This window comes from Massilia sp. AB1 (assembly GCF_018119385.1).
In the GTDB taxonomy this organism is placed as follows: domain Bacteria; phylum Pseudomonadota; class Gammaproteobacteria; order Burkholderiales; family Burkholderiaceae_D; genus Telluria.
In genome coordinates, this window is the sequence record NZ_JAGKSG010000054.1 from 1 (window position 1) to 26,077 (window position 26,077).

Genomic DNA, 26,077 nt, shown 5'->3' on the forward strand with positions numbered 1-26,077 from the left:
CGACAACGTGTCGATCACCGTCAAGCTGATCGCTCCGATCGCGATGGAAGAAGGTCTGCGCTTCGCAATCCGCGAAGGCGGCCGTACCGTCGGCGCCGGCGTCGTTGCCAAGATCATCGCCTAATTAAAGGTGGAGATCGGAAGCGCGTCCTCCGGGACGTCGCTTCCTCCCAACGGATGGGGACAGACTTTTTGGTCTGTCCCCATCTTTATGAGAGGGTTCGGTGATATACTCCCGCCTCTTGAGCTGTACCGAAGTACCTTTTACACATTGCCGGCACTAGCCGGAACGTTCTTTTAAAGGAAATAGCATGTCCGCTCCGAACCAGAAAATCCGCATCCGCCTGAAAGCGTTTGACTACAAGCTGATCGACCAGTCCGCACTGGAAATCGTCGACACCGCCAAGCGCACCGGCGCGGTTGTCAAGGGCCCGGTCCCGCTGCCGACCCGTATCCAGCGTTTCGACGTGCTGCGTTCCCCGCACGTGAACAAGACCTCGCGCGACCAGTTCGAAATCCGTACGCACCAGCGTCTGATGGACATCGTGGATCCGACCGACAAGACCGTTGACGCACTGATGAAGCTGGACCTGCCGGCTGGCGTCGACGTCGAAATCAAGCTGCAGTAATCGCTTCCTCTGCCGGCGGATCATTCCGCTGGCGGTTCAGAGGCCGGGAAGTCCGTATGGGCGACCCGGCCTTTGTCGTTTACGGCGCCAGGCTCGTCTCGTTGATGAGTTCGTTAGCCTAAAAACCGTCACCCCGGCGAAGGCCGGGGTCCAAGTTTGCAAGCATCTCGACTGCGTTACTAACTTAGGCACCGGCCTTCGCCGGTGCGACGGTCTCGCTGGCTGCGGCCGGATTCATGCCCTTCCTACTGGAGCACCAGCGCCAGCGCACGCCCCAGCAGGCGGCCGGTCACCACCGTTCCCGCGACAACCAGCGCCATGAGGCTCAGAATGCCCAGCCAGCCAAGCACCGTCGGCTCGGGAGCGCGCCGCGCGGTATCGCGGCCTTGCTGGTCGCCAGGGTCGGACATAAGATCCTCCGCACACGCAAAAAATCATTCTTTCCCATCCCCGCGGCCCACCCTTTGTCCTGAACGAAGCCGGGACTTGATCTGCCGCTCACCACTTGCAGCCGTGGTCCTTCTTATCGATCAGCGTCGCGATCGGCATGGCGAGCAGCGCCAGCACGCCCATGCCCTGGAAGGCGGTCAGGCAATCGCCCCGCTTGCCGGAATCGAATTTCTCGCGAAAGCGCTTGTGGCCGGGATCGGGCTCGGCGGACATGACTTCGCTCGTACGGCGCACCACTTCCTCGTCGAACTTCATCTCCCGGACCGCGCGACGCATGGCTTCGATATCCAGCTTGTTCTCGGCGGCCGGCGCGTGCTCCCCGGCGGCCGGTGCGGTCCGGGCGGGCGAGGGCGCAGGTTGCGCGAGCGCAGCGGCGCAGGTCGCCAGCAGGCAGGCAAAGGCAGCGCAGCGCGAACGGAGACAAGGGGGCATCGGCGTGACGGGAAGTGATTTGTCCTCACTGTAGCCGTTCGGCGCGCGCAGGTGGGCAACACGCACGCTTTTTATGCCCGCAGCATTGTTTCGTCACGAATGATTGTCGCGGGCACCAGCGGATGGTCCAATCGACCAGTCGCGATCACTGTCCCGCTTTCCCGATCATGTCTTCTCTTCGTTTTTACCGCACGCTGCGCGCCCTGTCCTGGGCCAGGGTCGGCGAGTAACCTCCGTCGCATTTGTGGAGAAACATATGAAAATCGTTAAGACTGCAATTGTCGCAATCTGCGTTTCATTCGTATTGCTCGGTATTGTTTATAACGTCTTTCTTACGCCATTCTCAAACCCAAAACTCGACTTAATACTCTGGGCATTGATTGGACTTGCATTTTTCATTCTGTATGTCATCGGTCGATCAAAGAGGCCATAGCGAGCAGGTGCGAGGTGCAGGGTTGCAGGCAGGGGCCAGATGCGCATGCGTTTTCTCTAGATGGAATGGGATGGCAGGCCCGCAGAGGCGCGGGCCGCGGTGGCATCGAGCCCAGTTCAGACGTTGACGCCGAACGAACGGGCCAGCGGTCCCAGGCCGCCTTTGTAGCCCTGGCCGACCGCGCGGAACTTCCATTCGCCTCCATGCCGGTACAGTTCGCCGAAGATCATCGCGGTCTCGGTAGAGCTGTCCTCGGATAGGTCGTAGCGCGCGATCTCGGTGTCGCCGGTGGCGTTCAGGCAGCGGATGTAGGCCTTGCCGACCATGCCGAAGTTCTGGCGCCGCGCGTCCGCCTCGTGGATGGTGACGCAGAACGAGATTTTGTCGATCTCCGGCGGCACCCGGGCCAGGTCGACCGCGATCTTCTCGTCGTCGCCCGCGCCCATGCCGGTGGTGTTGTCGCCCGCATGGACTACCGAGCCGTCCGCCGACTTCAGGTTGTTGTAGAAGATGAAATCGGTATCCGTGCGGACTTTGGCGTCGTTCTTCAGCAGGAAGGCGCTGCCGTCCAGGTCGAATGCCGCGCCATCGGTGGCGCGCGGGTCCCATCCCAGGCCGATGATGACCTTGGTCAGGCCGGGAGCTTCCTTGCTCAGGTTGACGTTGCCGCCTTTTTGCAGACTGATCGCCATACACACTCCTTGTTGGAAAACGGGAAGGTTAAGGCCCACGCACAGCGGGTGATTGAGCGATTGTACACGGCAAAAATGTCACACATTCCATAGTTGGCCGTACATACACATTGCCCGTCTTGTAACATTCGCGTCATAATGCCTATCGGAAAGGGAGGCAGGATGGCAACAATGAAGCAGGTCGCGGAACGGGCAGGGGTATCGACCTCCACCGTCTCGCACGTCATCAACAATACGCGCTCGGTCAGCGACGACGTGCGCAAGCGAGTGCAGGCGGTGATCGAGGAGATGCGCTACATCCCCAGCGCCGTGGCCCGCAGCCTCAAGAACGACAAGACCTACACCATCGGCGTCTCGGTTCCAGATAACACCCATCCAAGCTTTGCCGAACTGCTGCGCGGGATCGAGGACGCTGCCTTCGCCGTCGGCTACAACATCATGCTGTGCAACGGTCACGATGACCCGCAGCGCCAGGCGTCCCACCTGCGCGGCCTGATCGAAAAGCGCATCGACGGCCTGGTGCTGGTCGGCGGCAGCACGCGCGACCAGCTGGCGCCGCTGCTGGCCAGCCAGCACCTGCCCATCGTGCTGGCTGACCACGAGATTCCCGGGCTCGACGCCGATTTCATCGGCCTGGACCATGAGGCCACGGGCTATGCGGCGACTCGCCACCTGATCGAGCTCGGGCACCGGCGCATCGCCTGCCTGGCGGGGCCCGAGGGCCAGCCGGCCGGGCAGGAGCGCCTGGCCGGCTGCCGGCGTGCGCTGCGCGAGGCGGGGATTGAACTCGGTGACGCTTATCTGGTGCACGGCGAAGCCGACTGCCAGGGCGGCCACGACGCCGTACGCCTGCTGCTGGCCCTGCCGGTGCCGCCGAGCGCGCTGTTTGCCTGCAATGCCATGCTGGCGCTGGGTGCGCTGTGCGCGGCGCAGGAGGCGGGCCTCGAGCTGCCGGGTCAGCTGTCGGTAACGGGCGGGGACGATCTCGGTGCAGCGGCCTTCGTTATGCCGCGCCTGACAACCGTTGCCCAGCCCGTATACGACATGGGACGGCGACTGGCCGAGCTGCTGTTCCAGCGCATCCGCGGCGAGGGTGGAGCGCGCCGGCACGAACGCCTGCAGGGGCGGCTGTTGGTGCGCCAGTCGACCGCCCATCCGCAGGCGCGGCGGGTATTGGCTGCAGCTTCGTAGCCGGGCGCGTGGCTCCACCCGACATCGCCCTCACTGACCGACGAGGAGCCGTATGCGGCTGAGGAAGTTTTTCCTAACCGTTCTCGCGTTAGCGGCACTGCTGGCTTGTGGCCGATGGGTGTGGCACCAGGCCGGTATCGACCGCTGTCTCGACCGCGGCGGCCGTTGGGATGCGCAGCGCAGCGTGTGCGAAGGAGCCCGTGAGGGCGGTTAAGGCAAGCCGGTATACTGCTTCAGTTCGGTATAGATTCACGTCGGGAGAACACATGAGCGATCAAGATTGGGCCCCGGTCACGTATGAAAACTGCGGTGAGATAAAAGGTCCCTTTTATCATGGCACCCGCTCCCATTTCGAGATAGGCGACCAGCTGGCGCCGGGCTTCGCATCCAATTATGAAGAAGGCCGTGTCTCCAATAATGTGTATTTCAGTGCATTGCTGGAGCCGGCCATCTGGGGTGCGGAACTGGCCGTCGCGCTCGCGGGGGTGGAAGGGACTGGCCACATCTACATTGTCGAACCGGTGGGCGCCTTCGAGGACGATCCCAACCTGACAAACAAGCGTTTTCCCGGGAATCCGACCCGGTCCTACCGCACGCGCGAGCCCGTAGAAGATCGTTGGCAAGGTCGACGATTGGCAGGGACACGCGCCGGACGTGTTGCGGGCAATGGTCGACGGGATCAGGGAGAAACAGCGACAGGGCCTGGCGCCGATTGAAGACTAGTCCGGCACTCCGGTCCACGATCTTCCAGGAGCGCCAGTACTGACTTCAGGCTCCCGCCGCCAGCGGCTCGGGTGTGGCGCTCACGATCGTGCCCCGCACCCCATTGCGCCCGCCATGCTTGACCGCATACAGTTGGATGTCGGCAGCCTCGATCAAGGCGTCGAACTTTGGCGGCACGTAGGCATGCAGCGTCGGGATGGAGGCGATGCCGAAGCTGGCGGTCGCGGAAACGTAGGCGCCGCCTCCGATCGCGGTCGGCGTGTTGGCGAAGGCATGGCGGATGCGCTCCGCCAGCGCATGCGCTTCGGGCAGCTCCGCCTGGGGCAGCACCAGCAGGAATTCCTCGCCGCCGTAGCGGATGACGCTGCCGTCCGTCGTCTGCGTCATCGATTGCAGCAGTCCCGCGAATCCGCTCAGGACCTGGTCGCCGGCCGCATGGCCGTAGCTGTCGTTGATCCGCTTGAAATGGTCGATATCGCACAGGATCGCCGACAGCGCCGAGCCGTAGCGGCGGGCGCGCGCCAGCTCGGCGTCCAGCAGGCCGCTCTGCAGGACGCGGCGGTTGTAGCAGCCGGTCAGGGGATCTCGGTCGGCCAGCTGCTGCAGCAGCAGGGAAGAGCGGAATTGCTCGCGCTGCGCGAGATGAAAGCGGCTGGCTGCGATATAGCCGAGGGCATTGCCGAGGATGAGCATCAGCACCAGGGCCAGGATATCGTCCGGGTTCAGGGTGTCCTGGAAAATCAGCATCGCCGCGAACTCCACGCTGGCGCCCACCCCGATCGCGACCGCGTAGACGAAGCGGTTCGGGAAGTTGACGTAGACCGCCATGAGGACCAGCGCGAACGACATGAGGTTCCAGGCCATCGCACTCGGCTGGTACCAGCACAGGATAGGGAACACCACCAGTCCCACGACCAGCACGGTACAGGTGGTCACGATCGAGACCCGCACCGAATCCGGATTGCGGGACACGGCGACATAGCCGCCCAGGGCCGCCACGCCGACCAGCACGCGCAGTGCGACCATGGCCCAGGCGATGGGCGTGATGCCCAGGGTGGTGAGATCGGTGACGCCGAACGCGACATAAAAGAATGCCGAAAACAGCAGGCTTGCCTTCAGCTGGGCATTACGCTCCGGCAGAAAATGGCGGAGGAAGCGGTCTTCGAACTCCGGATCCGCAAACTCGGCGCGCCGGCGGTCGATGGTCAGGCGCAGTGGGGACAGGTCTTGGGAAGGCACGTGTGGACGGTCGGCGTGTGGCCGGGGAAGAATCGTTTGGCGGCACGCAGTTCGGCGCGGTTGCTCACATCAACGGTCATTCTAACCCAGGGAAATAGATAAATTGCCAATTAGAAACTGGCAATCTATCAAATTCATCTCACTCGTGGCGCTCCGTATACACCACCCGAAGTGCATGCAGCGTGAACTAGGCTGCGACCCGCTCATCCTGGGGTAAAGGGACCGGCAGCACGGCGGGACGGCCTTCCAGGTGGATGGTCTGCGCCGGCAGTGCCAGCCGCACGCCCTGTTCGGCGAGCATGGACACGATGCGCAAATAGATCTCCTGCTGCACGTCCATGAACACGCGGTAATCGGCACTCTCGACGAAGTACACCACTTCGTAGCTGAACGCCGGCGCCGTCATGCCGTTGAAGTGGGCGCGGTCGAAGCGCACCTGCGGCTGCTCGCTGACGATGGCTTCGACCAGGCCGGGCAGGGCGCGCAGCACCGGTTCGGGCGTGTCGTGGTTCACCGCAAGCTTGAACACCACGCGCCGCGCTTCCATGCGGCGCAGGTTGTGGATGCGGCTCTTGAGCAGGGCGGCATTCGAGAACACGATCTGCTCGCCGCCCAGGCTGCGCACCCGCGTGGTCTTGAGACCGATGTGCTCCACGGTGCCGAGCGCATTGTCGACGATGATGAAGTCGCCGATCACGAAGGGCTTGTCGAGCACGATCGACAGCGAGGCGAACAGGTCGCCCAGGATGCTCTGCACGGCCAGCGCCACCGCGATACCGCCGATACCCAGGCTGGCCACCAGGGTCGTGATGTTGACGCCCAGGTTATCGAGGATCATCAGCGCCACCACCGCCCACAGCAGCACGCGCACGAGGAAGCCGATCGCCGCCGACGAGGTGGCGCGGCCCGGATCCTCGGCCTGCTGCGCGCGGGGCGAGGCCAGCCAGCTCTTGACGCCATGGTCGCCCCAGATCGCGCACTGGACCAGCAGGGCGGCCATCGCGGCGCGGCCGGCGAACAGCTGGCCGCGTTCCGGCAAGGCCAGCAGGCTGGCGCCGGCGTACAGGCCGAGGATCGCCAGCACCACCAGGCGGGTGGACGACAGCGCCGCCACCGCCACGCCGCGCGCCCGCGAAGCCCGCTGGGCGGTCAGACTGCGGATGCGCCGCAGCAGGATGGCCTTGACCGCGTCCAGGCCGGCCGCGACCGCGACGGCGACGGCCAGCGCGATCAGCCAGTCGGTAAGGGAGTTGCCGAGGATGATGTGATTCATTAATGTGCTTCCTTGGAGTCGGCGGCGCGTCGCTGCGCCGGGGAGAGGGGAGGGCCGCACCCAGACGAACGCTCAAGGCCGCCCGTGATGCATTTGTACAATAGCATTTCGTTTCGGCATCAACAACCCGCGCACGATTGCCACGCCGACAGCGATTTGTCGAAAAATCGCCGCGCGCTGAAAAAAGCTATTGCAAAACTTCAAGCAAGCTTCGTATAATGCGGCTCCCCGGGCGGTTAGTTCAGCTGGTTAGAATACTTGGTCGACATCCAAGGGGTCGCAGGTTCGAATCCTGCACCGCCCACCAGACTTCCAGATCGCAAGTCCCCGAGACTTGCAGAGAAAAGGCGCAGCGGTGTGCCTTTTCTGTGCCGTTCAGCTAGAACGGATTCCTCGCTCTCTCCATTATGCGAAAAACGCAACAGAGCCGGCTACACGCCCGATTCTTCTGTTGCGCCGTCGTCGTTTGCACGCTATACTAGCCGGCTTCGGTATGGGTCTATCTTTTTTGACCCATATTTTTTAGTAGTTCAACTACCCCCGCCCAATCGTAGGTGGGAATGGAGAAAAAATGAGCCTGGGCCTTCTCGGTCGCAAGGTTGGCATGATGCGTATCTTTACGGATGACGGCGATTCGATCCCTGTCACCGTCCTGGACGTGTCGAACAACCGTGTTGCGCAAGTCAAAACTCCTGAAACTGACGGTTATACCGCTGTTCAGGTCGTCTTCGGTCAGCGTCGCGCTTCCCGCGTGAACAAGGCCGCCGCCGGTCACTACGCCAAAGCTGGCGTCGAAGCCGGTACGATGCTGAAGGAATTCCGCATCGATTCCACCAAAGCCGCTGAACTCAAAGCCGGCGACACCATCAATGCTTCGATGTTCGAAGTGGGCCAGAAAATCGACGTGCAAGGCACCTCGATCGGTAAGGGCTACGCCGGTACCATCAAGCGTTACAACTTCTCGTCGGGTCGTCAGACCCACGGTAACTCGCGTTCGCACAACGTTCCTGGCTCCATCGGTATGGCCCAGGATCCGGGTCGCGTGTTCCCGGGTAAGCGCATGACCGGTCACATGGGCGACGTTACCGTCACCACCCAGAACCTGGAAATCGCCCGCATCGACGCTGAGCGTCAACTGCTGATGGTCAAAGGTGCCGTTCCTGGCGCCAAGAACGGCCAAGTGGTTGTCAAGCCGGCTGTCAAAACCAAAGCCAAGAAAGGAGCTTAAATATGGAACTTCAGCTCCTGAATGAGCAAGGTCAAGCTGGCGCAGGCGTTGCAGCTGCCGACACCGTGTTCGGCCGCGAATACAATGAAGCCCTGATCCACCAGATCGTGGTCGCTTACGCCGCCAACGCACGTAGCGGCAACCGCAAGCAGAAAGACCGCGAAGAAGTCAGCCACACCACGAAGAAGCCATGGCGCCAGAAGGGCACCGGCCGCGCTCGTGCTGGTATGTCGTCGTCGCCTCTGTGGCGCGGCGGTGGTCGTATCTTCCCGAACACCCCGGACGAGAACTTCTCGCACAAGGTCAACAAGAAGATGTTCCGTGCAGGTATCTGCTCGATCTTCTCGCAGCTGGCCCGCGAAGGCCGCCTGAACGTGGTTGAGAACCTGTCGATCGAAGCTCCGAAGACCAAGCTGCTGTCGCAAAAGCTGCAGGGCATGGGCCTGGAATCGGTCCTCGTGATCACCGACACCATCGACGAAAACCTGCTGCTCGCCTCGCGCAACCTGCCGAACGTGCTGGTCGTCGAGCCGAAGGCTGCTGACCCGATGTCGCTGGTGTTCTACAAGAAAGTCCTGGTCACCAAAGCTGCTCTGGCCAAGATCGAGGAGATGTACGCATGAGCGCCGCAATCAAATTTAGCGAAGAGCGCCTGATGAAGGTGCTGCTGGCTCCGATCATTTCCGAAAAAGCGACCTTCGTCGCGGAAAAGAACGAGCAGATCGTGTTCAAGGTTCTGCCGGACGCGACCAAGCCAGAAATCAAGGCTGCCGTCGAGCTGCTGTTCAAGGTCGAAGTGGAATCGGTGCAAACCGTGAACCGCGAAGGCAAGCAGAAGCGCTCGGGCCGTTTCAACGGCCGCCGCAACCACACCAAGCGTGCTTTCGTGTGCCTGAAGCCGGGCCAGGAAATCAATTTTGTCGAGGAGGCTAAATAATGGCACTCGTTAAGATGAAGCCAACCTCCCCAGGCCGTCGCGGCATGGTGAAAGTTGTGACCGAAGGCCTGTACAAAGGCCGTCCGTTCGCAGCCCTGGTTGAAAAGAAATCGAAGACTGCTGGCCGTAACAACAACGGTCACATCACCACCCGCCACATCGGCGGTGGCCACAAGCAGCACTACCGCCTGGTTGACTTCAAGCGCAACAAGGACGGCATCCCTGCCAAGGTCGAGCGTATCGAATACGACCCGAACCGTACCGCGCACATCGCTCTGCTGTGCTACGCCGACGGTCACCGTGCGTACATCATCGCCACCAAGGGCATGGCTGTGGGCGACACCGTCATGAACGGCTCGGAAGCGCCGATCAAGGCCGGTAACTGCCTGCCGATCCGCAACATCCCGGTTGGTACCGTGATGAACTGCGTCGAAATGCTGCCGGGTAAAGGCGCACAGATGGCCCGCACCGCCGGCGCCGCTGTCGTCCTGATGGCGCGTGAAGGCACCTACGCCCAGGTTCGCCTGCGCTCGGGTGAAGTCCGTCGCGTGCACATCGAGTGCCGTGCAACCGTGGGTGAAGTCGGCAACGCCGAGCACAGCCTGCGCAAGATCGGTAAAGCCGGTGCGATGCGTTGGCGCGGTGTGCGTCCGACCGTCCGCGGTGTCGTCATGAACCCGATCGACCACCCGCACGGTGGTGGTGAAGGCCGTACGGCAGCAGGTCGCCATCCGGTGTCGCCATGGGGCCAGCAGACCAAGGGCAAGAAGACGCGTTCGAACAAGCGCACTTCGTCGATGATCGTCTCGCGCCGCGGCAAGAAATAAGGGATAAAACATGACTCGTTCATTGAAAAAAGGGCCGTTCATTGACGCCCACCTGGTGAAAAAAGTCGAAGCCGCGCAAGCGACCAAAGACAAGAAGCCAGTCAAAACCTGGTCGCGCCGCTCGACGATCACCCCGGACTTCATCGGTCTGACGATCGCTGTCCACAACGGCAAGCTGCACGTGCCGGTGTACGTCTCGGAGAACATGGTCGGCCACAAGCTCGGCGAATTCGCGCTGACCCGTACGTTCAAGGGCCACGCCGCTGACAAGAAGGCGAAAAAATAATGGAAACTAAAGCTATCCTCAAAGGCGTGCGCCTGTCGGAACAGAAGGGCCGCCTGGTTGCTGACCTGATCCGTGGCAAGAAAGTTGACGCAGCACTCAACATTCTGCAGTTCAGCCCGAAGAAGGGCGCGACCATCATCAAGAAGGTTCTCGAGTCGGCAATCGCCAACGCGGAACACAACGATGGCGCGGACATCGACGAGCTGAAGGTCACCCAGATCTACGTCGAAAAGGGCCCGATCCTGAAGCGCTTCACCGCACGTGCGAAGGGCCGCGGCGATCGCATTTCGAAACAATCCTGTCACATCTACGTGACTGTCGGTAACTAAGGGGTCATACGATGGGTCAGAAAATCCACCCAACCGGCTTCCGCCTGGCGGTCACCCGTAACTGGGCATCGCGTTGGTACGCTGGCAACGGCAACTTCGCCGAAATGCTGAAGGAAGACCTGGAAGCGCGCGCTTTCCTGAAAAAGAAGCTGAAGAACGCTTCGGTCGGCCGTATCGTCATCGAGCGTCCTGCCAAGAACGCACGCTTCACGATCTACTCGTCGCGTCCTGGCGTCGTGATCGGCAAGAAGGGCGAAGACATCGAAGTGCTGAAGTCGTCGCTGACGAAGATCATGGGCGTGCCTGTGCACGTCAATATCGAAGAGATCCGCAAGCCGGAAATCGACTCGCAGCTGATCGCCGACTCGATCTCGCAGCAGCTCGAAAAGCGCATCATGTTCCGCCGCGCGATGAAGCGCGCCATGCAGAACGCAATGCGCCTGGGCGCTGTCGGCATCAAGATCATGTCGTCGGGCCGCCTGAACGGCATCGAGATCGCACGTACCGAATGGTACCGCGAAGGCCGTGTGCCTCTGCACACCCTGCGCGCCGATATCGACTACGGCACCAGCGAAGCATCGACCACCTACGGCATCATCGGCGTCAAGGTCTGGGTCTACAAGGGCGATCGTTCGGCAACGGGCGAAGCACCTGTGATCGACGTGCCGGCCGACGAGAAGAAGCCACGCGGCCCGCGTCGCGATGATGGCAAGCCGGGCGGCCGTCCGCGCCCAGGCGCCAAACCAGGAGCCGCTCCAGCAGGTCGTCGCGCCGCTGCCAAGCCGGCTGAGAAAGCAGGAGAATAAAGATGCTGCAGCCATCCCGCAGAAAGTATCGTAAAGAGCAGAAGGGCCGTAACACCGGCATTTCGCACACCCGCGGCACCGCTGTGTCGTTCGGCGAATTCGGCCTGAAGGCAGTTGCCCGCGGCCGTATCACCGCACGCCAGATCGAAGCAGCCCGTCGTGCGATGACCCGTCACATCAAGCGTGGCGGCCGTATCTGGATCCGTATCTTCCCGGACAAGCCGATTTCGAACAAGCCGGCTGAAGTCCGTATGGGTAACGGTAAGGGTAACCCGGAGTACTACGTCGCTGAAATCCAGCCAGGCAAAGTCCTGTACGAGATGGACGGCGTCGCAGAAGAACTGGCGCGCGAAGCGTTCCGCCTGGCCGCTGCCAAACTGCCGCTGGCAACCACCTTCGTGGTGCGCCAAGTCGGCCAATAACAGGAGTTGAATATGAAAGCATCGGAACTCCGCGGCAAAGACCAGGACGCCCTGCAGAAGGAGCTGAATGAGCTGCTGAAGGCCCAGTTCGGCCTGCGCATGCAGCTGGCTACCCAGCAGCTGGCGAACACCGCGCAGCTCAAGAAAGTACGTCGCGATATCGCGCGTGTGAAGACTGTGATGAACTCGAAGGAAGCCAAATGAACGACACCACTAAAACGGCGCTGAAGCGTACGCTGGTCGGCAAGGTCGTGTCCGACAAAATGGACAAGACGGTGACCGTCCTGATCGAGCGTCACGTCAAGCACCCGCTGTATGGCAAGATCATCGTGCGCTCGAACAAGTACCACGCGCACGACGAGACCAACCAGGTCAAGACCGGCGACACGGTCGAGATCACGGAAGGTCGCCCGATCTCGAAGACGAAGGCGTGGACCGTGACCCGTGTTGTGCAACAAGCACAGGTCATCTAAGCCTTAAAATTTGTCTTGCGTGGCCCGCTGGTATCTGGGATACTAGCGGGCTTCGTTCATGTGTTGCCGCAGTATGTCCCCGCGATGTCGGCGGCCTGTGTAGCGAAAGTTATTGGAAAGTCCAATCACCCAAACGTCATGCTCCAGCAGGGGCGTGCCGACGGGACCAAGACTGACCGCAGGCCCACGGTTTTCCGTGGGGTTTTCTACGGCTTAAGTTGGGAAAGAAAATACTATGATTCAAACCGAAAGCCGGCTCGAAGTAGCCGACAACACCGGTGCCAAGGAAGTTCTGTGCATCAAGGTGTTGGGCGGCTCGAAACGCCGTTATGCGAGCATTGGCGACATCATCAAGGTCACCGTCAAGGTGGCTGCGCCGCGTGGTCGCGTCAAAAAAGGTGAAATTTACAACGCCGTGGTTGTGCGTACCGCCAAAGGTGTGCGCCGCCAGGACGGTTCCCTGGTCAAGTTCGACGGCAACGCCGCTGTCCTCCTGAACAGCAAGCTGGAGCCGATCGGTACCCGTATCTTCGGACCGGTGACGCGCGAGCTGCGTACCGAGAAGTTCATGAAGATCGTGTCCCTGGCACCTGAAGTTCTGTAAGGAGTCGCAATGGATAAGATTCGTAAAAACGACGAAGTCATCGTTCTGGCCGGTAAAGACAAGGGCAAGCGTGGCGTCGTTCAGAAGCGTGTAGACGCTGAACACGTCATCGTCGAAGGCGTCAACGTCGCCAAGAAAGCGACCAAGCCGAACCCGATGACCGGTAACACTGGTGGTATCGTCGACAAGACTATGCCGATTCACGTCTCGAACGTCGCGCTGTTCAACGCAGCGACCGGCAAGGCGGATCGCGTTGGCTTCAAGGATGTGGATGGCAAGAAAGTCCGCGTCTTCAAGTCGAACGGCGAAGTAGTGAAGGGGTAAGAACAATGGCCCGTCTCCAACAAATTTACAAAGACAAAGTCGTCGCCGAGCTGACCGAGAAATTCGGTTACAAGTCGATCATGGAAGTCCCGCGCCTGACCAAGATCACCCTGAACATGGGTCTGTCGGAAGCTGTCGCCGACAAGAAGGTCATCGAGCACGCCACTGGCGACCTGACCAAGATCGCCGGCCAGAAGCCGGTCGTGACCAAGGCTCGCAAGGCAATCGCAGGCTTCAAGATCCGCGAAGGCTACCCGATCGGTACCATGGTGACCCTGCGCGGTAACCGCATGTACGAATTCCTGGACCGCTTCATCACCGTGGCCCTGCCGCGCGTGCGTGACTTCCGTGGCGTGAATGGCAAATCGTTCGATGGCCGTGGTAACTACAACATCGGCGTCAAAGAGCAGATCATCTTCCCGGAAATCGATTACGACAAGATCGATGCGCTGCGTGGCATGAACATCTCGATCACCACCACCGCTAAGACCGACGAAGAAGCCAAAGCGCTGCTCGCCGCCTTCAAATTCCCGTTCAGGAACTAAGAGCATGGCAAAACTTGCACTGATTAACCGCGAACAGAAGCGTGCAGACCTGGTGGAGAAATTCGCCGCAAAGCGTGCCGCTCTGAAAGCGATCATCGACGACCAATCGAAGTCGGAAGAAGAACGTTACGAAGCTCGCCTGAAACTGCAGGCCCTGCCGCGCAACTCGGCCCCGACCCGCCAGCGTAACCGCTGCGCAATGACCGGCCGTCCACGTGGTACTTTCCGTAAATTCGGTCTGGCCCGCACCAAACTCCGCGAATTCGCCATGAAAGGCGAAATCCCGGGTATGACCAAAGCTAGCTGGTAATAGGAGAATAAGCAATGAGTATGAGCGATCCTATCGCCGATATGCTGACCCGCATCCGCAACGCACAAACTGTCCAGAAAACCACGGTCGCCATGCCGTCGTCGAAAGTCAAGGTTGCGATCGCCAACGTCCTGAAGGACGAGGGTTACATTGAAGATTTCGCCGTGTCCACCGAAGGTGGCAAGGCTGAACTGAAAATCGGTTTGAAGTATTACACCGGCCGTCCGGTCATCGAGCGCATCGAGCGCGTGTCCCGTCCTGGCCTGCGCGTCTACAAGGGCAAGAACGAAATCCCGTCGGTCATGAATGGCCTGGGCGTGGCAATCGTCTCGACCCCGCAAGGCGTGATGACCGACCGCAAAGCACGTGCTACCGGCGTCGGTGGCGAAGTGCTGTGCTACGTGGCTTAAGGAGTAGACATGTCTCGAGTAGCTAAGATGCCAATCGCCGTCCCGGCAGGTACCGATGTCGCGATCAACGCGTCGTCGATCACCGTCAAGGGCCCGCTCGGCACCCTGACCCAGCCGCTGAACGGCCTGGTCAAAGTGGAAAACAACAACGGCACGCTGACCTTCGACGTGGTGGACGATTCGCGTGAATCGAACGCCATGTCGGGCACCCTGCGCGCCCTGGTCAACAACATGGTTACCGGCGTCACCAAGGGCTTCGAGAAGAAGCTGAACCTGGTGGGCGTGGGCTACAAGGCAGCAGTGCAGGGCAACGCCCTGAACCTGTCGCTGGGCTTCTCGCACCCGGTGCTGCACGCGATGCCGGAAGGCGTCACTGCCGTCACCCCGACCCCGACCGAAATCCTGATCAAGGGTATCGATCGTCAAAAGGTCGGCCAGGTCGCCGCAGAAGTGCGCGCTTACCGCTCGCCTGAGCCTTACAAGGGCAAGGGTGTCCGTTATTCGGACGAAGTGGTGAAGCTTAAAGAAACCAAGAAGAAATAATCGGAGCTGACGATGGACAAGAAAGAATCGCGTCTGCGTCGCGGACGTCAAACCCGCATCAAGATCGCCCAGCTGGGCGTGAACCGTCTGTCGGTTCACCGCACCAACCTGCACATCTATGCGAACCTGATCAGCCCGGACGCAAAGGTGCTGGTGTCGGCTTCGACGCTGGAAGCAGAAGTGCGCGCCGAACTGGCCGGCAAGAGCGGTGCAGGCGGCAACGCTGCCGCGGCTGCCCTGGTTGGCAAGCGCGTCGCCGAGAAGGCACTGAAAGCAGGAATCACCGAAGTTGCGTTCGACCGCTCGGGTTTCCGTTACCACGGCCGTGTGAAGGCGCTGGCAGAAGCCGCGCGTGAAGCCGGTCTGAAGTTCTAAGGAAGAATCGTCATGGCAAAAATGCAAGCGAAAATGGCAAGCGACAAGCCGGATGATGGCATGCGCGAGAAAATGATCGCGATCAACCGCGTGACCAAAGTGGTCAAGGGTGGTCGTATCATGGGTTTTGCAGCGCTGACCGTTGTCGGTGACGGCGATGGCCGCATCGGCATGGGCAAGGGCAAGTCGAAGGAAGTTCCTGTCGGCGTGCAAAAAGCGATGGAAGAAGCCCGCCGCAACCTGATCAAGGTGCCCCTCAAGAACGGTACGCTGCACCACACCGTCACCGGTCGTCACGGCGCCTCGCGCGTCATGATGTCGCCGGCCAAGCCGGGTACCGGCGTGATCGCTGGTGGCGCAATGCGCGCTATCTTCGAGGTGATGGGCGTGACCGACGTGGTCGCCAAGTCGACCGGTTCGTCGAACCCGTACAACCTGGTTCGCGCTACCCTCGACGGTCTGGCAAAAATGAGCACTCCGGCTGACATCGCTGCCAAGCGCGGCAAGTCGGTTGAAGACATCCTGGGTTAAGGGGAACAAACATGGCAAACACTGTCAAAGTCAAGCTCGTCAAGGGCCTGATCGGTACCCGTCAGGATCACCGTGCCACCGTGCGCGGCCTGGGTCTGCGTCGTGTCAACTCGGTCTCCGAGCTGCAGGACACCCCGTCCGTGCGTGGCATGATCAACAAAGTCGCGTACCTCGTTAAAGTTGTTTCGTAAGCCGCGGCTTACGTACGGAGAAATCAATGGAACTCAATACCATTCAACCAGCTGACGGCGCCAAGCACGCGAAGCGTCGCGTTGGCCGCGGTATCGGCTCGGGCCTGGGCAAGACTGCCGGCCGCGGTCACAAGGGTCAGAAATCGCGTTCGGGCGGCTTCCACAAAGTCGGCTTCGAAGGCGGCCAGATGCCTCTGCAGCGTCGTCTGCCGAAGCGCGGCTTCAAATCGCTGAACGCCTCGTTCAAGGCTGAAGTGCGTCTGTCGGACCTGAACACCCTGGCTGTCGGCGACGTCGACATCCTGGTGCTCAAGCAGGCAGGCATCCTGCCGGTCGTGGCACGTGACGTGCGCGTCATCCTGTCCGGCGAGATCACCAAAGCGGTGAACCTCAAGGGCCTGAAAGCGACCGCCGGCGCGAAAGCGGCGATCGAAGCAGCTGGCGGTTCGGTCGCTTAATTGCGACCTGCCTGATCGGAGCAAAAATTGGCGACTAATTCACAACTTGGTAAAAGCGCCGCTTCCGGCTTCCCCTGGGGTCGGCTGTGGTTTTTGCTTGGCGCATTGGTCGTGTACCGCATCGGTGCTCACATCCCGGTCCCCGGGATTGACCCGGTGCAGCTCGCGTCGCTGTTCAAGCAGAACGAGGGCGGCATCCTGGGCATGTTCAACATGTTCTCGGGCGGCGCCTTGTCCCGCTTTACCGTGTTCGCTCTCGGCATCATGCCTTACATTTCGGCTTCGATCATCATGCAGCTCGCATCGATCGTCTCGCCGCAACTGGAGGCGCTGAAGAAGGAAGGCGAAGCCGGCCGCCGCAAGATCACCCAGTACACCCGTTACTTCACGGTGGCACTGGCGTTGTTCCAGGCGTTCGGTATCGCGGTCGCGCTCGAGGCGCAGCCGGGACTGGTGCTCGATCCGGGCATCGGCTTCCGCTTCGTCACCGTCACGACCCTTCTGACCGGCACCATGTTCCTCATGTGGCTGGGCGAGCAGATCACCGAACGCGGTCTCGGCAACGGCATCTCGATCATCATCTTTGCCGGTATCGCAGCGGGTCTGCCTTCGGCCATGGGCGGCTTGTTCACCCTGGTGTCGAACGGTTCGATCGGCAGCTTCTCGGCGATCCTGATCGTCGCGCTGGTGGTGGCAGTGACTTATGGCGTGGTGTTCGTTGAACGCGGCCAGCGCAAGATCCTGGTCAACTACGCCAAGCGCCAGGTCGGCAACAAGATCTACGGTGGCCAAACCAGCCACCTGCCCTTGAAGCTGAACATGGCAGGCGTGATCCCGCCGATCTTCGCTTCGTCGATCATCCTGTTCCCGGCAACGATCGTCGACTGGTTCACGCGCGGCAAGGACTCCAGCAGCCCGGTCATCGGGTTCCTGAAGGACCTGGCAGCGTCGATGGGACCAGGCGAGCCGATCCACGCGTTGCTGTATGCGGTGGCGATCGTGTTCTTCTGCTTCTTCTATACCGCGCTGGTATTCAACAGCAAGGAAACGGCGGACAACTTGAAGAAGAGCGGTGCATTCGTTCCGGGCATCCGTCCGGGCGAGCAGACTGCCCGCTACATCGACAAGATCCTGATGCGCCTGACCCTGGCTGGTGCGGTCTACATCACCCTGGTGTGCCTGGTGCCGGAGTTCATGACTGCCCAGTGGAAGGTTCCCTTCTACTTCGGCGGCACGTCGCTCCTGATCATCGTGGTGGTGACGATGGACTTCATGGCACAAGTGCAGAACTACGTCATGTCGCAGCAATATGAATCGCTGCTGCGCAAGGCTAACTTCAAGGGCGGAATTCCGACGCGATAAGCGGGGAGTGCATAGACCGAATGGCAAAAGACGACGTCATCCAAATGCAAGGGGAGATTCTCGAGAATCTCCCGAACGCGACCTTTCGCGTGAAGCTGGAAAACGGGCACGTGGTGCTGGGGCATATCTCGGGTAAAATGCGGATGAATTACATCCGCATTCTCCCGGGCGACAAGGTGACGGTGGAATTGACCCCGTACGACCTTTCCCGGGCCCGCATTGTGTTCCGCACCAAGTAAAAAAATCATCAAGTAAACGAACCGAAGAGAGTGCAAAATGAAAGTTAACGCTTCAGTCAAGCGGATCTGCCGCAACTGCAAGATCATCAAGCGCAAGGGCGTGGTCCGTGTGATCTGCGTCGAGCCGCGTCACAAGCAGCGTCAAGGTTAATACGAGGAATATCGAATGGCACGTATTGCAGGGGTTAACATCCCAAATCATCAGCACACTGTTATCGGCCTGACGGCGATCTACGGTATTGGCCGTCCGCGCTCGCAGAAGATCTGCGACGCAACCGGTATCGCGACCAACAAGAAGGTCAAGGACCTGGACGATAACGAACTCGAGAAGCTGCGCGACGAAGTTGCGAAGTTTGTCGTGGAAGGCGACCTGCGCCGCGAACTGTCCATGAACATCAAGCGTCTGATGGACCTGGGCTGCTACCGCGGCATGCGTCACCGTAAGGGTCTGCCGGTGCGCGGCCAGCGTACCCGTACCAATGCACGTACCCGCAAAGGTCCGCGCAAGGCCGCACAATCGCTCAAGAAATAATCTAGGAACCTGACCATGGCCAAGCAACAAAGCAGCGCAGCAGCAGCTCGCGTGCGCAAGAAAGTCAAGAAGAACGTCGCCGAGGGCATCGCCCACGTCCACGCGTCCTTCAACAACACGATCATCACGATCACCGACCGTCAGGGCAACGCTCTGTCGTGGGCTACCTCCGGCGGCGCCGGCTTCAAGGGTTCGCGCAAATCGACCCCGTTCGCAGCGCAGGTTGCTGCCGAAGCTGCAGGCAAGGTCGCTCAGGAGTCGGGCGTGAAGAACCTGGAAGTGCGTATCAAGGGCCCAGGCCCGGGCCGCGAGTCGGCTGTGCGCGCTCTGAACAACCTGGGCATCAAGATCACCGAGATCCAGGACGTCACCCCGGTTCCGCACAACGGCTGCCGTCCGCCGAAGCGTCGTCGTATCTAATACACGACGCACGGGGCCCCGGCTCCGTGGTGTTCCAAAGATTGCCGGTGCAGTTACCCGAAATAGGGTATACTGCCCGGCTCTTGTCGCCTGCCATTTCAATGGCGGGCGATTTGTTTAAGCCACGTCCGGCCAATCGTGGACCGGACTAGCGCCTGGGTGCTCAAGGCACCACTGGGGCGTGATTAATTTATAAAGGTATCTAACGTGGCACGTTATATCGGACCAAAAGCAAAACTGTCGCGCCGTGAAGGCACCGACCTGTTCCTGAAGAGCGCACGTCGCTCGCTCGATTCGAAGTGCAAGCTGGACGTCAAGCCGGGTCAACACGGCGTGAAGTCGGGCGCCCGTACCTCGGACTACGGCAACCAGCTGCGTGAAAAGCAGAAGGTCAAGCGTATCTACGGCGTGCTGGAGCGTCAGTTCCGCCGCTACTTCGCTGAAGCATCGCGCCGCAAGGGCAACACCGGCGAAACCCTGCTGAAGCTGCTGGAATCGCGCCTGGACAACGTCGCTTACCGCATGGGCTTCGGCTCGACCCGCGCTGAAGCACGCCAGCTGGTGAGCCACAAGGCCTTCACCGTGAACGGCAACGTCGTGAACATCGCTTCGTACCAGGTCAAGACCGGCGACGTTATCGCCGTCCGCGAAAAGGCCAAGAAGCAAGTGCGTATCGCTGAAGCCCTGTCGCTGGCTGAGCAAGTCGGTTTCCCGAGCTGGGTTTCGGTCGATGCCAAGAAGTTCGAAGGCACCTTCCGTTCGTTCCCGGAGCGTAACGAGATCGCTGCAGACGTCAACGAAGCGCTGATCGTCGAACTGTACTCGCGTTAATGACGGCGCTGGGAGCGGCCACGGCTGCTCCCATACCGTCATCCCGGCGCAGGCCGGGATCCAAGTTTGCTGGCTTAGCCAGGAACTTGGGTTCCGGCCTCCGCCGGAAGTCGGAGGCGCCAGTGGCGCGTACGACGTGGTGGTAGTGCGAGCGCAGCAACCTTGGGTTGGCCTCGCAGTGAATCCAAATTCCTCCCACTCCTGTCGCTACCGATTTCGTATCACCGCCTGCTCCCCGCAGGCGTTCTCATTAATGCCATCAGCCTTATCGGTGTAACGAACCGAGGGTATTGAAAAGGACATTTCATGCAAAATAGTCTGTTGAAGCCACGTATCATCGATGTAGAAGCACTGGGCGCCGGTCACGCAAAAGTCGTGATGGAGCCGTTCGAGCGTGGTTATGGTCACACCCTGGGCAACGCGCTGCGCCGCGTCCTGCTGTCGTCGATGGTTGGCTACGCGCCGACCGAAGTGACGATCGCCGGCGTCGTGCACGAGTACTCGTCGCTGGACGGCGTGCAGGAAGACGTGGTCGACCTGCTGCTGAACCTGAAGGGCGTCGTGTTCAAGGTGCACAACCGTGATTCGGTCACCCTGACCCTGAAGAAGGAAGGCGAAGGCGCCGTCCTGGCTTCCGACATCGACCTGCCGCATGACGTGGAACTGATCAACCCGGATCACGTGATCGCTCACCTGACCGCCGGCGGCAAGCTGGACATGCAGATCAAGGTCGAGAAGGGCCGCGGCTATGTGCCGGGCAACGTGCGCCGCCTGTCGGAAGACACCAACAAGACCATCGGCCGCATCATCCTGGACGCCTCGTTCTCGCCAGTGCGCCGCGTGTCCTACGCCGTGGAATCGGCCCGTGTCGAACAGCGTACCGACCTGGACAAGCTGATCATCAACATCGAAACCAACGGCGTGATCACCCCGGAAGAAGCGATCCGCCAGTCGGCACGCGTCCTGGTGGACCAGCTGAACGTGTTCGCCGCCCTGGAAGGCACCGAAGCCGCTGCTGAAGCACCGTCGCGCGCTCCGCTGGTCGATCCGATCCTGCTGCGTCCGGTGGACGACCTGGAACTGACCGTCCGTTCGGCAAACTGCCTGAAGGCCGAGAACATCTACTACATCGGCGACCTGATCCAGCGTTCGGAAAACGAACTGCTGAAGACCCCGAACCTGGGCCGCAAGTCGCTCAACGAAATCAAGGAAGTCCTCGCTTCGCGCGGCCTGACCCTGGGCATGAAACTCGAGAACTGGCCGCCGGCTGGTCTGGAAAAGTAATCCCCGATTTCTGTTTCGCTTTGCAGTACCCCGCCTGGACGCCTTGTCCGGGCGGTTTTAACCCCGAACCGGTCCGCGGTCACGCGCAAGCGTGAACGATCGAAGAACTGGAATTGAAAACACTCGAAAGGATTTACCATGCGTCACCGTCACGGCCTTCGTAAACTGAACCGTACCTCGTCCCACCGTCTGGCAATGCTGCGCAACATGACCGTTTCGCTGCTGCGTCACGAAGCCATCAAGACCACCGTGCCGAAGGCAAAGGAACTGCGTCGCGTTGTCGAGCCGATCCTGACCCTGGGCAAGACCGACACCCTGGCAAACAAGCGCCTGGCTTTCGCTCGCCTGCGCGACCGCGAGATCGTCCAGAAGCTGTTCGCTGAACTGGGCCCGCGTTTTGCTAACCGCAACGGCGGCTACCTGCGCATCCTGAAGATGGGCTTCCGCGTTGGCGACAACGCACCGATGGCCTACGTCGAACTGCTGGACCGTCCGGAACCGGGCACCGCTGAAGAAGCACCGACCGCTGAGTAATCGGCAAGGTCTCTAAGAACCAGGCTTCGGCCTGGTTTTTTTTCGCCCATCGAAAACGCCGCCGATTCCACGCGCCTTAGAGCGCCTAACAAAACCATCAGGGCAAGGCGCAGCGTCGAAGACAGTACTCTAGTACGGCAAGACGCTGCAACGCAGCCATGAGGGTTTTGTTAGGCGCTCTTAAGCTTCGCCACAGACGCCGACAGCCGAGCCGGTGTACCATGCCGATGCGCTGTAACAACTCACCCGACACCATGACCCGTTTCTCCGCCAGCCGCCTGCTGCAAGCCTGCCTGACGCTGTTCGCCGCCTTCGTGCTCCTGACTTCAGGCGCCGCCCGTGCCGAAGAAGAATTCCTCGATCCGGCCCTGGCCTTCCGCTTCGCGGTGCGCATGGCCGATCCACAGACGCTGGAAGTGAGCTACCAAATCGCCGACGGTTACTACATGTACCGCGAGCGCTTCGGCTTCAAGGCCGATGGCGCCACGCTCGGCATGCCGCAGATCCCGCCTGGCAAAGTGAAATACGACCCGACTTTCGAGAAGGATGTCGAAACCCACAAGGGCCTGGTGACGATCCGCATTCCCGTCGAGGGCAGCGGCAACTTCACGCTGACCGCCACCAGCCAGGGCTGCGCCGACGCCGGCCTGTGCTATCCGCCGCAACAACACACGGCCCAGTTGAGTGCAGGCGCAGGCGGATCGTCGTCGAGCGCGCCCTCGCTGCCGATCGGCGCCGCAGCAGGGCAGGAGCCGGCAATCTCGGTCCCGCTGTCCTCCACGCCGACCGCCGAGAGCGCGCCCGCTGCAGCCGTCCCGCCGGCCGCAATTGCGCCTGCCGCTGAATCCGACATGTCCACCATCGCCGGCATCCTCAACGGTGGCCGTCTGCTGGCCATCATCCCGGCCTTCGTGCTGCTCGGCCTGGGCCTGGCCTTCACGCCTTGCGTGCTGCCGATGGTGCCGATCCTGTCCTCGATCATCGTCGGCGAAGGTCAGCAGGTACGCCGCTCGCGCGGCTTCGTGCTGTCGCTCACGTATTCGCTTGGCATGGCGATCGTTTACACCGCGCTTGGCGTCGCCGCAGGCCTGATCGGCGAAGGCTTAGCCGCCGCGCTGCAGAACCCCTGGGTCTTGGGCAGCTTCGCTGTCCTCATCGCCGCCATGTCCCTGTCGATGTTCGGCTTCTACCAGCTGCAGCTGCCTGTCGCACTGCAAACCCGCCTGGCTCACGCATCCGGCCGCCGTTCCTCGGGCAAGCTGGCGGGCGTGTTCGCGATGGGCGCCATCTCCGCCCTGATCGTCGGCCCCTGCGTCGCCGCGCCCCTGGCCGGCGCCCTGGTCTACATCAGCCAGACGCGCGACGTTCTAATCGGCGGCGCGGCCTTGTTCGCCATGGCGATCGGCATGAGTATTCCTCTGCTGCTGGTCGGCGTCTCGGCCGGCTCGCTGCTGCCGCGCGTGGGCGCCTGGATGGAGTCGGTCAAGCGCCTGTTCGGCGTGCTGATGCTGGCCATGGCGCTGTGGCTGGTGTCGCCGGTGATCCCGGCGGCGGCGCAAATGCTGCTGTGGGCGGCGCTGCTGCTCGGTTACGGCTTCTACCTGCTGCGCCACCACCGCCACTGGACCACGATGGCCGCCGGCGGCGCCTTCGCCGTGCTTGGGGCGATGCAGCTGGTCGGTGTGGCCAGTGGCGGACGCGATGCGCTGGCGCCCCTGGCGCACCTGCGCGGCGGCGCCCAGAAGCATCTGGAGTTCAAGCGCGTCAAGAATGTAGCCGAGCTCGATGCGGTGCTGGCCAATACCGGCGGCAAGACGGTCATGCTCGATTTCTACGCCGACTGGTGCGTGTCTTGCAAGGAGATGGAAAAGCTGACCTTCGTAGACCCGGCCGTGCAGGCCAAGCTGGCGAATACCATCCTGCTGCAGATCGACGTGACCGCCAACAACGCGGACGACAAGGCCATGCTCAAGCACTTCGGCCTGTTCGGACCGCCCGGGATCATCCTGTTCGACAGGGAAGGGCGCGAGATTCCGGACAGCCGGGTGATCGGCTACCAAGCCGCAGGCAAATTCCTCGTCTCGCTGCAAAAGCTCGGCGGTTGAAGCTTGAACGCAGTCCTCGAATGGCCACTTCGTTCGCATTGCGGATGTAGATCGCATCTGCAATCAAAAGAAGTAAGCAATCAGGCGCTGCTAAACTAGCGAGCTTCACGACGCCAAATTCTCAAGCAAAGCATGAAGAGCAATTCAAACAGCGGCCTGGTCTATTCGACCGATGGCGGTCGCATGTGCCCTGGATGCAGGCAACCCGTCTCAGGGTGCACATGCAAGGCAAATGCCGTGATCAAGGGCGATGGCGTGGTGCGCGTGTCGCGCCAGACGAAGGGCCGGGGCGGCAAGAGCGTGACTGTCGTCAAGGGGCTCGCGCTCGATGCCATTGCATTGGCGCAGCTGGGCAAGCAGCTGCGCACCGCCTGCGGTTCAGGGGGGACCGTGAAGGACGGCGTGGTCGAGATCCAGGGCGACCACTGCGATCTGGTGATGGAGACGCTCACAAAGCTCGGCCATCATCCGAAACGCGCCGGCGGCTAAGGTTTTGAAGCGACGCGTGCTCGGATGCGATCCCCGAACCGGCCATGCCGGTTTTTCAATCTTAACGAGGCTGAAAGACTTAGCTGAGACCGTTTGATTCACATGTTGTAGCGAAGCCATACAGAACACAAAAATGATTTCCATTGCGGAAAGAAAGTGTCTGTACGGACATATTCGTCGAGATAATGGAAGCGAACCTATCTCCGTCGAATCGCCATGGCCATGATGTTTGAAGAATTCGAATCCTTCGATTCGAGCCCGCCCCCGCGGCCGGCCGAGGCCACTTCGCCGCTGGTCCGGCTGCAATATTTGATCGACAACACCCCGGCCATCGTCTACAGCTCGGTCCCCAGCGGCGACTTCAAGCTGACCTTCGTCAGCAAGAACGCCTACCATGTCCTCGGCTACCAGCCGGAGGAAATGCTGGCCGACCCGAACTTCTGGTTCGACCACCTGCACCCGGAAGATGCGCCCAACATCTTCTCCAGCCTCGCCCAGCTGTTCGTCGAAGGCGAGCGCACCTACGAATACCGCTTCCGCACCGCCAGCGGCGAGTACCTGTGGATGCACGACCAGCTGCGCCTGATCCGCGACGAGAACGGTACGCCCATCGAGGTGATCGGCTCGCTCAGCGACATCAGTGCGCGCAAGTGCATGGAGCAGGAGCAGGAACGCCTCATCGCGCGCTTGCGCGAGGCGCACAACCAGTTGCTCCAGTCCGAGAAGATGGCGTCCATCGGTCAGCTGGCCGCAGGCGTCGCCCACGAGATCAACAATCCGCTGGGCTTCGTGAACAGCAACATGGGGACGCTGAAAAAATACATCAACACGCTGCTGGCCGTAGTGGGCGCCAACGGCCGGGCGGTCACCCAGATGGCGCCGGGCACCCCTTTGGCGGCGCGCGTCGATGCGATCGCGCGCGAAGCGGACCTGGCTTTCCTGAAGGAAGACGTGCCGGATCTGGTCAAGGAATCGCTCGAGGGCTTGAAGCGGGTGCGCGAGATCGTCCAGGCGCTCAAGGACTTCTCCCACATGGGCGATACCGATTGGCAGCCCGCAGACCTGCATGCCGGTCTCGACAGCACCCTGAACATCGTCGCCAACGAGGTCAAGTACAAGGCAACGGTCGAGAAGCGCTACGGCAGCCTGCCGGAAGTGACCTGCCTGCCGTCGCAGCTGAACCAGGTCTTCATGAACCTGCTGGTCAACGCCGCTCACGCGATCCCGGAGCGCGGCGTCATCACCATCAGCACCGGCGTCGATGGCGACTGGGTATGGGTGGCGATCGGCGATACGGGCTGCGGCATTCCGCAGCAGAACCTGAACCGCATCTTCGAGCCTTTCTTCACCACCAAGCCTGTAGGCAGCGGGACCGGCCTGGGACTGTCGCTGTCGTATAGCACCGTCAACAAGCATGGCGGGCGCATCGATGTCGATTCCAAGGTCGGTGTCGGCACCACGTTCACGGTGCGTTTGCCGATCGTGCCGCCGGCCAGTGCCGAAGGGGCGTCGGCAGCCGGGGCCTGATCGTCCTGTTCAGTTTGCAAAAGCACGTCGCCCCGGCCTGCGCCGGGGGGCCGGCTTTTTTGGCTAACTGAATGACGGGCACCTGGGTGGCTC

At 61.2% G+C, this 26,077-nt stretch carries 38 protein-coding genes, 1 tRNA gene and 2 pseudogenes; 36 read left to right on the top strand and 5 right to left on the bottom strand.

Annotation, left to right across the window (positions count from 1 at the left end; all coding sequences use genetic code 11):
• Together J8847_RS21110 and rpsJ are read left to right on the top strand one after the other, a co-directional pair.
• A pseudogene (locus J8847_RS21110) lies at positions 1–124 on the top strand (elongation factor Tu); the annotation flags it as partial.
• A gap of 187 nt (positions 125–311) precedes the next feature.
• On the top strand, positions 312–629 hold the full coding sequence (rpsJ, locus tag J8847_RS21115) for a 30S ribosomal protein S10 (protein ID WP_005663509.1): 318 nt from the start codon (positions 312–314) through the stop codon (positions 627–629).
• Between the two features lie 245 nt (positions 630–874).
• On the opposite strand, the gene J8847_RS21120 is transcribed toward rpsJ, so the two are convergent.
• The 3 genes from J8847_RS21120 to J8847_RS21130 all read right to left on the bottom strand — a co-directional run bounded on the left by J8847_RS21120 (position 875) and on the right by J8847_RS21130 (position 2,636).
• Positions 875–1,039 (bottom strand): hypothetical protein, encoded by a 165-nt coding sequence (locus J8847_RS21120; RefSeq protein ID WP_211526675.1) that lies wholly within the window; start codon positions 1,037–1,039, stop codon positions 875–877.
• A gap of 88 nt (positions 1,040–1,127) precedes the next feature.
• Positions 1,128–1,577 (bottom strand): hypothetical protein, encoded by a 450-nt coding sequence (locus J8847_RS21125; RefSeq protein ID WP_211526676.1) that lies wholly within the window; start codon positions 1,575–1,577, stop codon positions 1,128–1,130.
• Positions 1,578–2,060: 483 nt separating this feature from the next.
• Positions 2,061–2,636: a TerD family protein gene (locus J8847_RS21130; RefSeq protein WP_211526677.1), complete on the bottom strand. Its 576-nt coding sequence runs from the start codon at positions 2,634–2,636 to the stop codon at positions 2,061–2,063.
• Positions 2,637–2,798: 162 nt separating this feature from the next.
• On the opposite strand from J8847_RS21130, the gene J8847_RS21135 reads away from it, so the two are divergent.
• Complete coding sequence (locus J8847_RS21135; protein ID WP_229513097.1) at positions 2,799–3,827, top strand: LacI family DNA-binding transcriptional regulator; 1,029 nt, start codon at positions 2,799–2,801, stop codon at positions 3,825–3,827.
• Positions 3,828–4,093: 266 nt separating this feature from the next.
• Positions 4,094–4,550: pseudogene (gene arr, locus J8847_RS21140) on the top strand (NAD(+)--rifampin ADP-ribosyltransferase).
• A 45-nt stretch (positions 4,551–4,595) separates the two neighbouring features.
• On the opposite strand, the gene J8847_RS24280 reads toward arr, so the two are convergent.
• Both J8847_RS24280 and J8847_RS21150 read right to left on the bottom strand, forming a co-directional pair.
• Positions 4,596–5,789, bottom strand: coding sequence for a GGDEF domain-containing protein (locus J8847_RS24280; protein ID WP_211526678.1), 1,194 nt, complete (start codon positions 5,787–5,789; stop codon positions 4,596–4,598).
• Between the two features lie 187 nt (positions 5,790–5,976).
• Positions 5,977–7,062, bottom strand: a complete 1,086-nt coding sequence (locus tag J8847_RS21150) for a mechanosensitive ion channel family protein (protein WP_211526679.1) — start codon at positions 7,060–7,062, stop codon at positions 5,977–5,979.
• A gap of 230 nt (positions 7,063–7,292) precedes the next feature.
• Between J8847_RS21150 and J8847_RS21155 the strand changes: the two genes are divergently transcribed.
• The 32 genes from J8847_RS21155 to J8847_RS21310 all read left to right on the top strand — a co-directional run bounded on the left by J8847_RS21155 (position 7,293) and on the right by J8847_RS21310 (position 25,984).
• Positions 7,293–7,369: transfer RNA gene (locus J8847_RS21155), tRNA-Val, on the top strand.
• Positions 7,370–7,633: 264 nt separating this feature from the next.
• A complete protein-coding gene (gene rplC / locus J8847_RS21160) occupies positions 7,634–8,290 on the top strand; it encodes a 50S ribosomal protein L3 (protein WP_211519070.1) in 657 nt (218 codons plus the stop codon).
• A gap of 2 nt (positions 8,291–8,292) precedes the next feature.
• On the top strand, positions 8,293–8,913 hold the full coding sequence (gene rplD / locus J8847_RS21165; RefSeq protein WP_211519069.1) for a 50S ribosomal protein L4: 621 nt from the start codon (positions 8,293–8,295) through the stop codon (positions 8,911–8,913).
• Positions 8,910–9,227 (top strand): 50S ribosomal protein L23, encoded by a 318-nt coding sequence (rplW, locus tag J8847_RS21170; protein WP_211519068.1) that lies wholly within the window; start codon positions 8,910–8,912, stop codon positions 9,225–9,227. Before rplD ends, rplW begins: the two co-directional genes overlap by 4 nt.
• Positions 9,227–10,054, top strand: coding sequence for a 50S ribosomal protein L2 (gene rplB, locus J8847_RS21175; protein ID WP_211519067.1), 828 nt, complete (start codon positions 9,227–9,229; stop codon positions 10,052–10,054). The genes rplW and rplB overlap by 1 nt, the downstream gene beginning before the upstream one ends.
• 10 nt (positions 10,055–10,064) lie before the next feature.
• Positions 10,065–10,340, top strand: a complete 276-nt coding sequence (gene rpsS / locus J8847_RS21180; RefSeq protein WP_026354942.1) for a 30S ribosomal protein S19 — start codon at positions 10,065–10,067, stop codon at positions 10,338–10,340.
• The gene (rplV, locus tag J8847_RS21185; protein ID WP_174348348.1) at positions 10,337–10,669 is read left to right on the top strand and encodes a 50S ribosomal protein L22; all 333 of its coding nucleotides are present in this window, start codon (positions 10,337–10,339) and stop codon (positions 10,667–10,669) included. The genes rpsS and rplV overlap by 4 nt, the downstream gene beginning before the upstream one ends.
• Positions 10,670–10,680: 11 nt before the next feature.
• On the top strand, positions 10,681–11,475 hold the full coding sequence (gene rpsC, locus J8847_RS21190; RefSeq protein ID WP_211526680.1) for a 30S ribosomal protein S3: 795 nt from the start codon (positions 10,681–10,683) through the stop codon (positions 11,473–11,475).
• A gap of 2 nt (positions 11,476–11,477) precedes the next feature.
• On the top strand, positions 11,478–11,897 hold the full coding sequence (rplP, locus tag J8847_RS21195; protein ID WP_005663456.1) for a 50S ribosomal protein L16: 420 nt from the start codon (positions 11,478–11,480) through the stop codon (positions 11,895–11,897).
• A 12-nt stretch (positions 11,898–11,909) separates the two neighbouring features.
• Positions 11,910–12,101, top strand: coding sequence for a 50S ribosomal protein L29 (gene rpmC / locus J8847_RS21200; RefSeq protein WP_211519065.1), 192 nt, complete (start codon positions 11,910–11,912; stop codon positions 12,099–12,101).
• Entirely contained in the window at positions 12,098–12,370 is a 273-nt protein-coding gene (rpsQ, locus tag J8847_RS21205) for a 30S ribosomal protein S17 (RefSeq protein WP_027867253.1), read from the top strand. Before rpmC ends, rpsQ begins: the two co-directional genes overlap by 4 nt.
• Positions 12,371–12,605: 235 nt before the next feature.
• Positions 12,606–12,974: a 50S ribosomal protein L14 gene (rplN, locus tag J8847_RS21210; RefSeq protein ID WP_211519064.1), complete on the top strand. Its 369-nt coding sequence runs from the start codon at positions 12,606–12,608 to the stop codon at positions 12,972–12,974.
• Positions 12,975–12,983: 9 nt separating this feature from the next.
• Positions 12,984–13,298, top strand: a complete 315-nt coding sequence (rplX, locus tag J8847_RS21215; RefSeq protein WP_211519063.1) for a 50S ribosomal protein L24 — start codon at positions 12,984–12,986, stop codon at positions 13,296–13,298.
• Between the two features lie 5 nt (positions 13,299–13,303).
• Complete coding sequence (rplE, locus tag J8847_RS21220) at positions 13,304–13,843, top strand: 50S ribosomal protein L5 (protein ID WP_036208953.1); 540 nt, start codon at positions 13,304–13,306, stop codon at positions 13,841–13,843.
• Between the two features lie 4 nt (positions 13,844–13,847).
• A complete protein-coding gene (gene rpsN, locus J8847_RS21225) occupies positions 13,848–14,153 on the top strand; it encodes a 30S ribosomal protein S14 (protein WP_005663444.1) in 306 nt (101 codons plus the stop codon).
• A gap of 14 nt (positions 14,154–14,167) precedes the next feature.
• Positions 14,168–14,563, top strand: a complete 396-nt coding sequence (gene rpsH, locus J8847_RS21230; RefSeq protein WP_211526681.1) for a 30S ribosomal protein S8 — start codon at positions 14,168–14,170, stop codon at positions 14,561–14,563.
• A 9-nt stretch (positions 14,564–14,572) separates the two neighbouring features.
• Positions 14,573–15,106 (top strand): 50S ribosomal protein L6, encoded by a 534-nt coding sequence (gene rplF / locus J8847_RS21235; protein ID WP_211519059.1) that lies wholly within the window; start codon positions 14,573–14,575, stop codon positions 15,104–15,106.
• Positions 15,107–15,118: 12 nt separating this feature from the next.
• Complete coding sequence (gene rplR, locus J8847_RS21240) at positions 15,119–15,481, top strand: 50S ribosomal protein L18 (protein WP_078034739.1); 363 nt, start codon at positions 15,119–15,121, stop codon at positions 15,479–15,481.
• Positions 15,482–15,493: 12 nt separating this feature from the next.
• On the top strand, positions 15,494–16,012 hold the full coding sequence (gene rpsE / locus J8847_RS21245) for a 30S ribosomal protein S5 (protein WP_026354944.1): 519 nt from the start codon (positions 15,494–15,496) through the stop codon (positions 16,010–16,012).
• A gap of 11 nt (positions 16,013–16,023) precedes the next feature.
• Positions 16,024–16,203 carry a 50S ribosomal protein L30 gene (gene rpmD / locus J8847_RS21250; protein WP_036246278.1) on the top strand — a complete coding sequence of 60 codons (180 nt, stop codon included), beginning with the start codon at positions 16,024–16,026 and terminating at the stop codon, positions 16,201–16,203.
• A 26-nt stretch (positions 16,204–16,229) separates the two neighbouring features.
• On the top strand, positions 16,230–16,661 hold the full coding sequence (rplO, locus tag J8847_RS21255) for a 50S ribosomal protein L15 (RefSeq protein WP_211526682.1): 432 nt from the start codon (positions 16,230–16,232) through the stop codon (positions 16,659–16,661).
• Positions 16,662–16,688: 27 nt separating this feature from the next.
• On the top strand, positions 16,689–18,023 hold the full coding sequence (secY, locus tag J8847_RS21260; protein WP_211526683.1) for a preprotein translocase subunit SecY: 1,335 nt from the start codon (positions 16,689–16,691) through the stop codon (positions 18,021–18,023).
• Between the two features lie 20 nt (positions 18,024–18,043).
• Complete coding sequence (infA, locus tag J8847_RS21265; RefSeq protein ID WP_005663428.1) at positions 18,044–18,262, top strand: translation initiation factor IF-1; 219 nt, start codon at positions 18,044–18,046, stop codon at positions 18,260–18,262.
• A 37-nt stretch (positions 18,263–18,299) separates the two neighbouring features.
• Complete coding sequence (gene rpmJ, locus J8847_RS21270; protein ID WP_005663407.1) at positions 18,300–18,413, top strand: 50S ribosomal protein L36; 114 nt, start codon at positions 18,300–18,302, stop codon at positions 18,411–18,413.
• Positions 18,414–18,428: 15 nt separating this feature from the next.
• Positions 18,429–18,794 (top strand): 30S ribosomal protein S13, encoded by a 366-nt coding sequence (rpsM, locus tag J8847_RS21275; protein ID WP_036208931.1) that lies wholly within the window; start codon positions 18,429–18,431, stop codon positions 18,792–18,794.
• A 15-nt stretch (positions 18,795–18,809) separates the two neighbouring features.
• Positions 18,810–19,214 (top strand): 30S ribosomal protein S11, encoded by a 405-nt coding sequence (gene rpsK / locus J8847_RS21280; protein WP_005663404.1) that lies wholly within the window; start codon positions 18,810–18,812, stop codon positions 19,212–19,214.
• Positions 19,215–19,421: 207 nt separating this feature from the next.
• Positions 19,422–20,045, top strand: a complete 624-nt coding sequence (gene rpsD, locus J8847_RS21285; protein ID WP_211519056.1) for a 30S ribosomal protein S4 — start codon at positions 19,422–19,424, stop codon at positions 20,043–20,045.
• Positions 20,046–20,351: 306 nt separating this feature from the next.
• Positions 20,352–21,329, top strand: a complete 978-nt coding sequence (locus J8847_RS21290; protein ID WP_005663401.1) for a DNA-directed RNA polymerase subunit alpha — start codon at positions 20,352–20,354, stop codon at positions 21,327–21,329.
• Positions 21,330–21,467: 138 nt separating this feature from the next.
• Entirely contained in the window at positions 21,468–21,863 is a 396-nt protein-coding gene (gene rplQ / locus J8847_RS21295) for a 50S ribosomal protein L17 (protein WP_211526684.1), read from the top strand.
• Positions 21,864–22,117: 254 nt separating this feature from the next.
• Positions 22,118–23,968 (top strand): protein-disulfide reductase DsbD, encoded by a 1,851-nt coding sequence (gene dsbD, locus J8847_RS21300; protein WP_211526685.1) that lies wholly within the window; start codon positions 22,118–22,120, stop codon positions 23,966–23,968.
• Between the two features lie 132 nt (positions 23,969–24,100).
• The gene (locus J8847_RS21305; RefSeq protein ID WP_211526686.1) at positions 24,101–24,457 is read left to right on the top strand and encodes a translation initiation factor Sui1; all 357 of its coding nucleotides are present in this window, start codon (positions 24,101–24,103) and stop codon (positions 24,455–24,457) included.
• Between the two features lie 225 nt (positions 24,458–24,682).
• Complete coding sequence (locus tag J8847_RS21310; protein ID WP_211526688.1) at positions 24,683–25,984, top strand: ATP-binding protein; 1,302 nt, start codon at positions 24,683–24,685, stop codon at positions 25,982–25,984.
• The last annotated feature ends 93 nt before the right edge of the window (positions 25,985–26,077 follow it).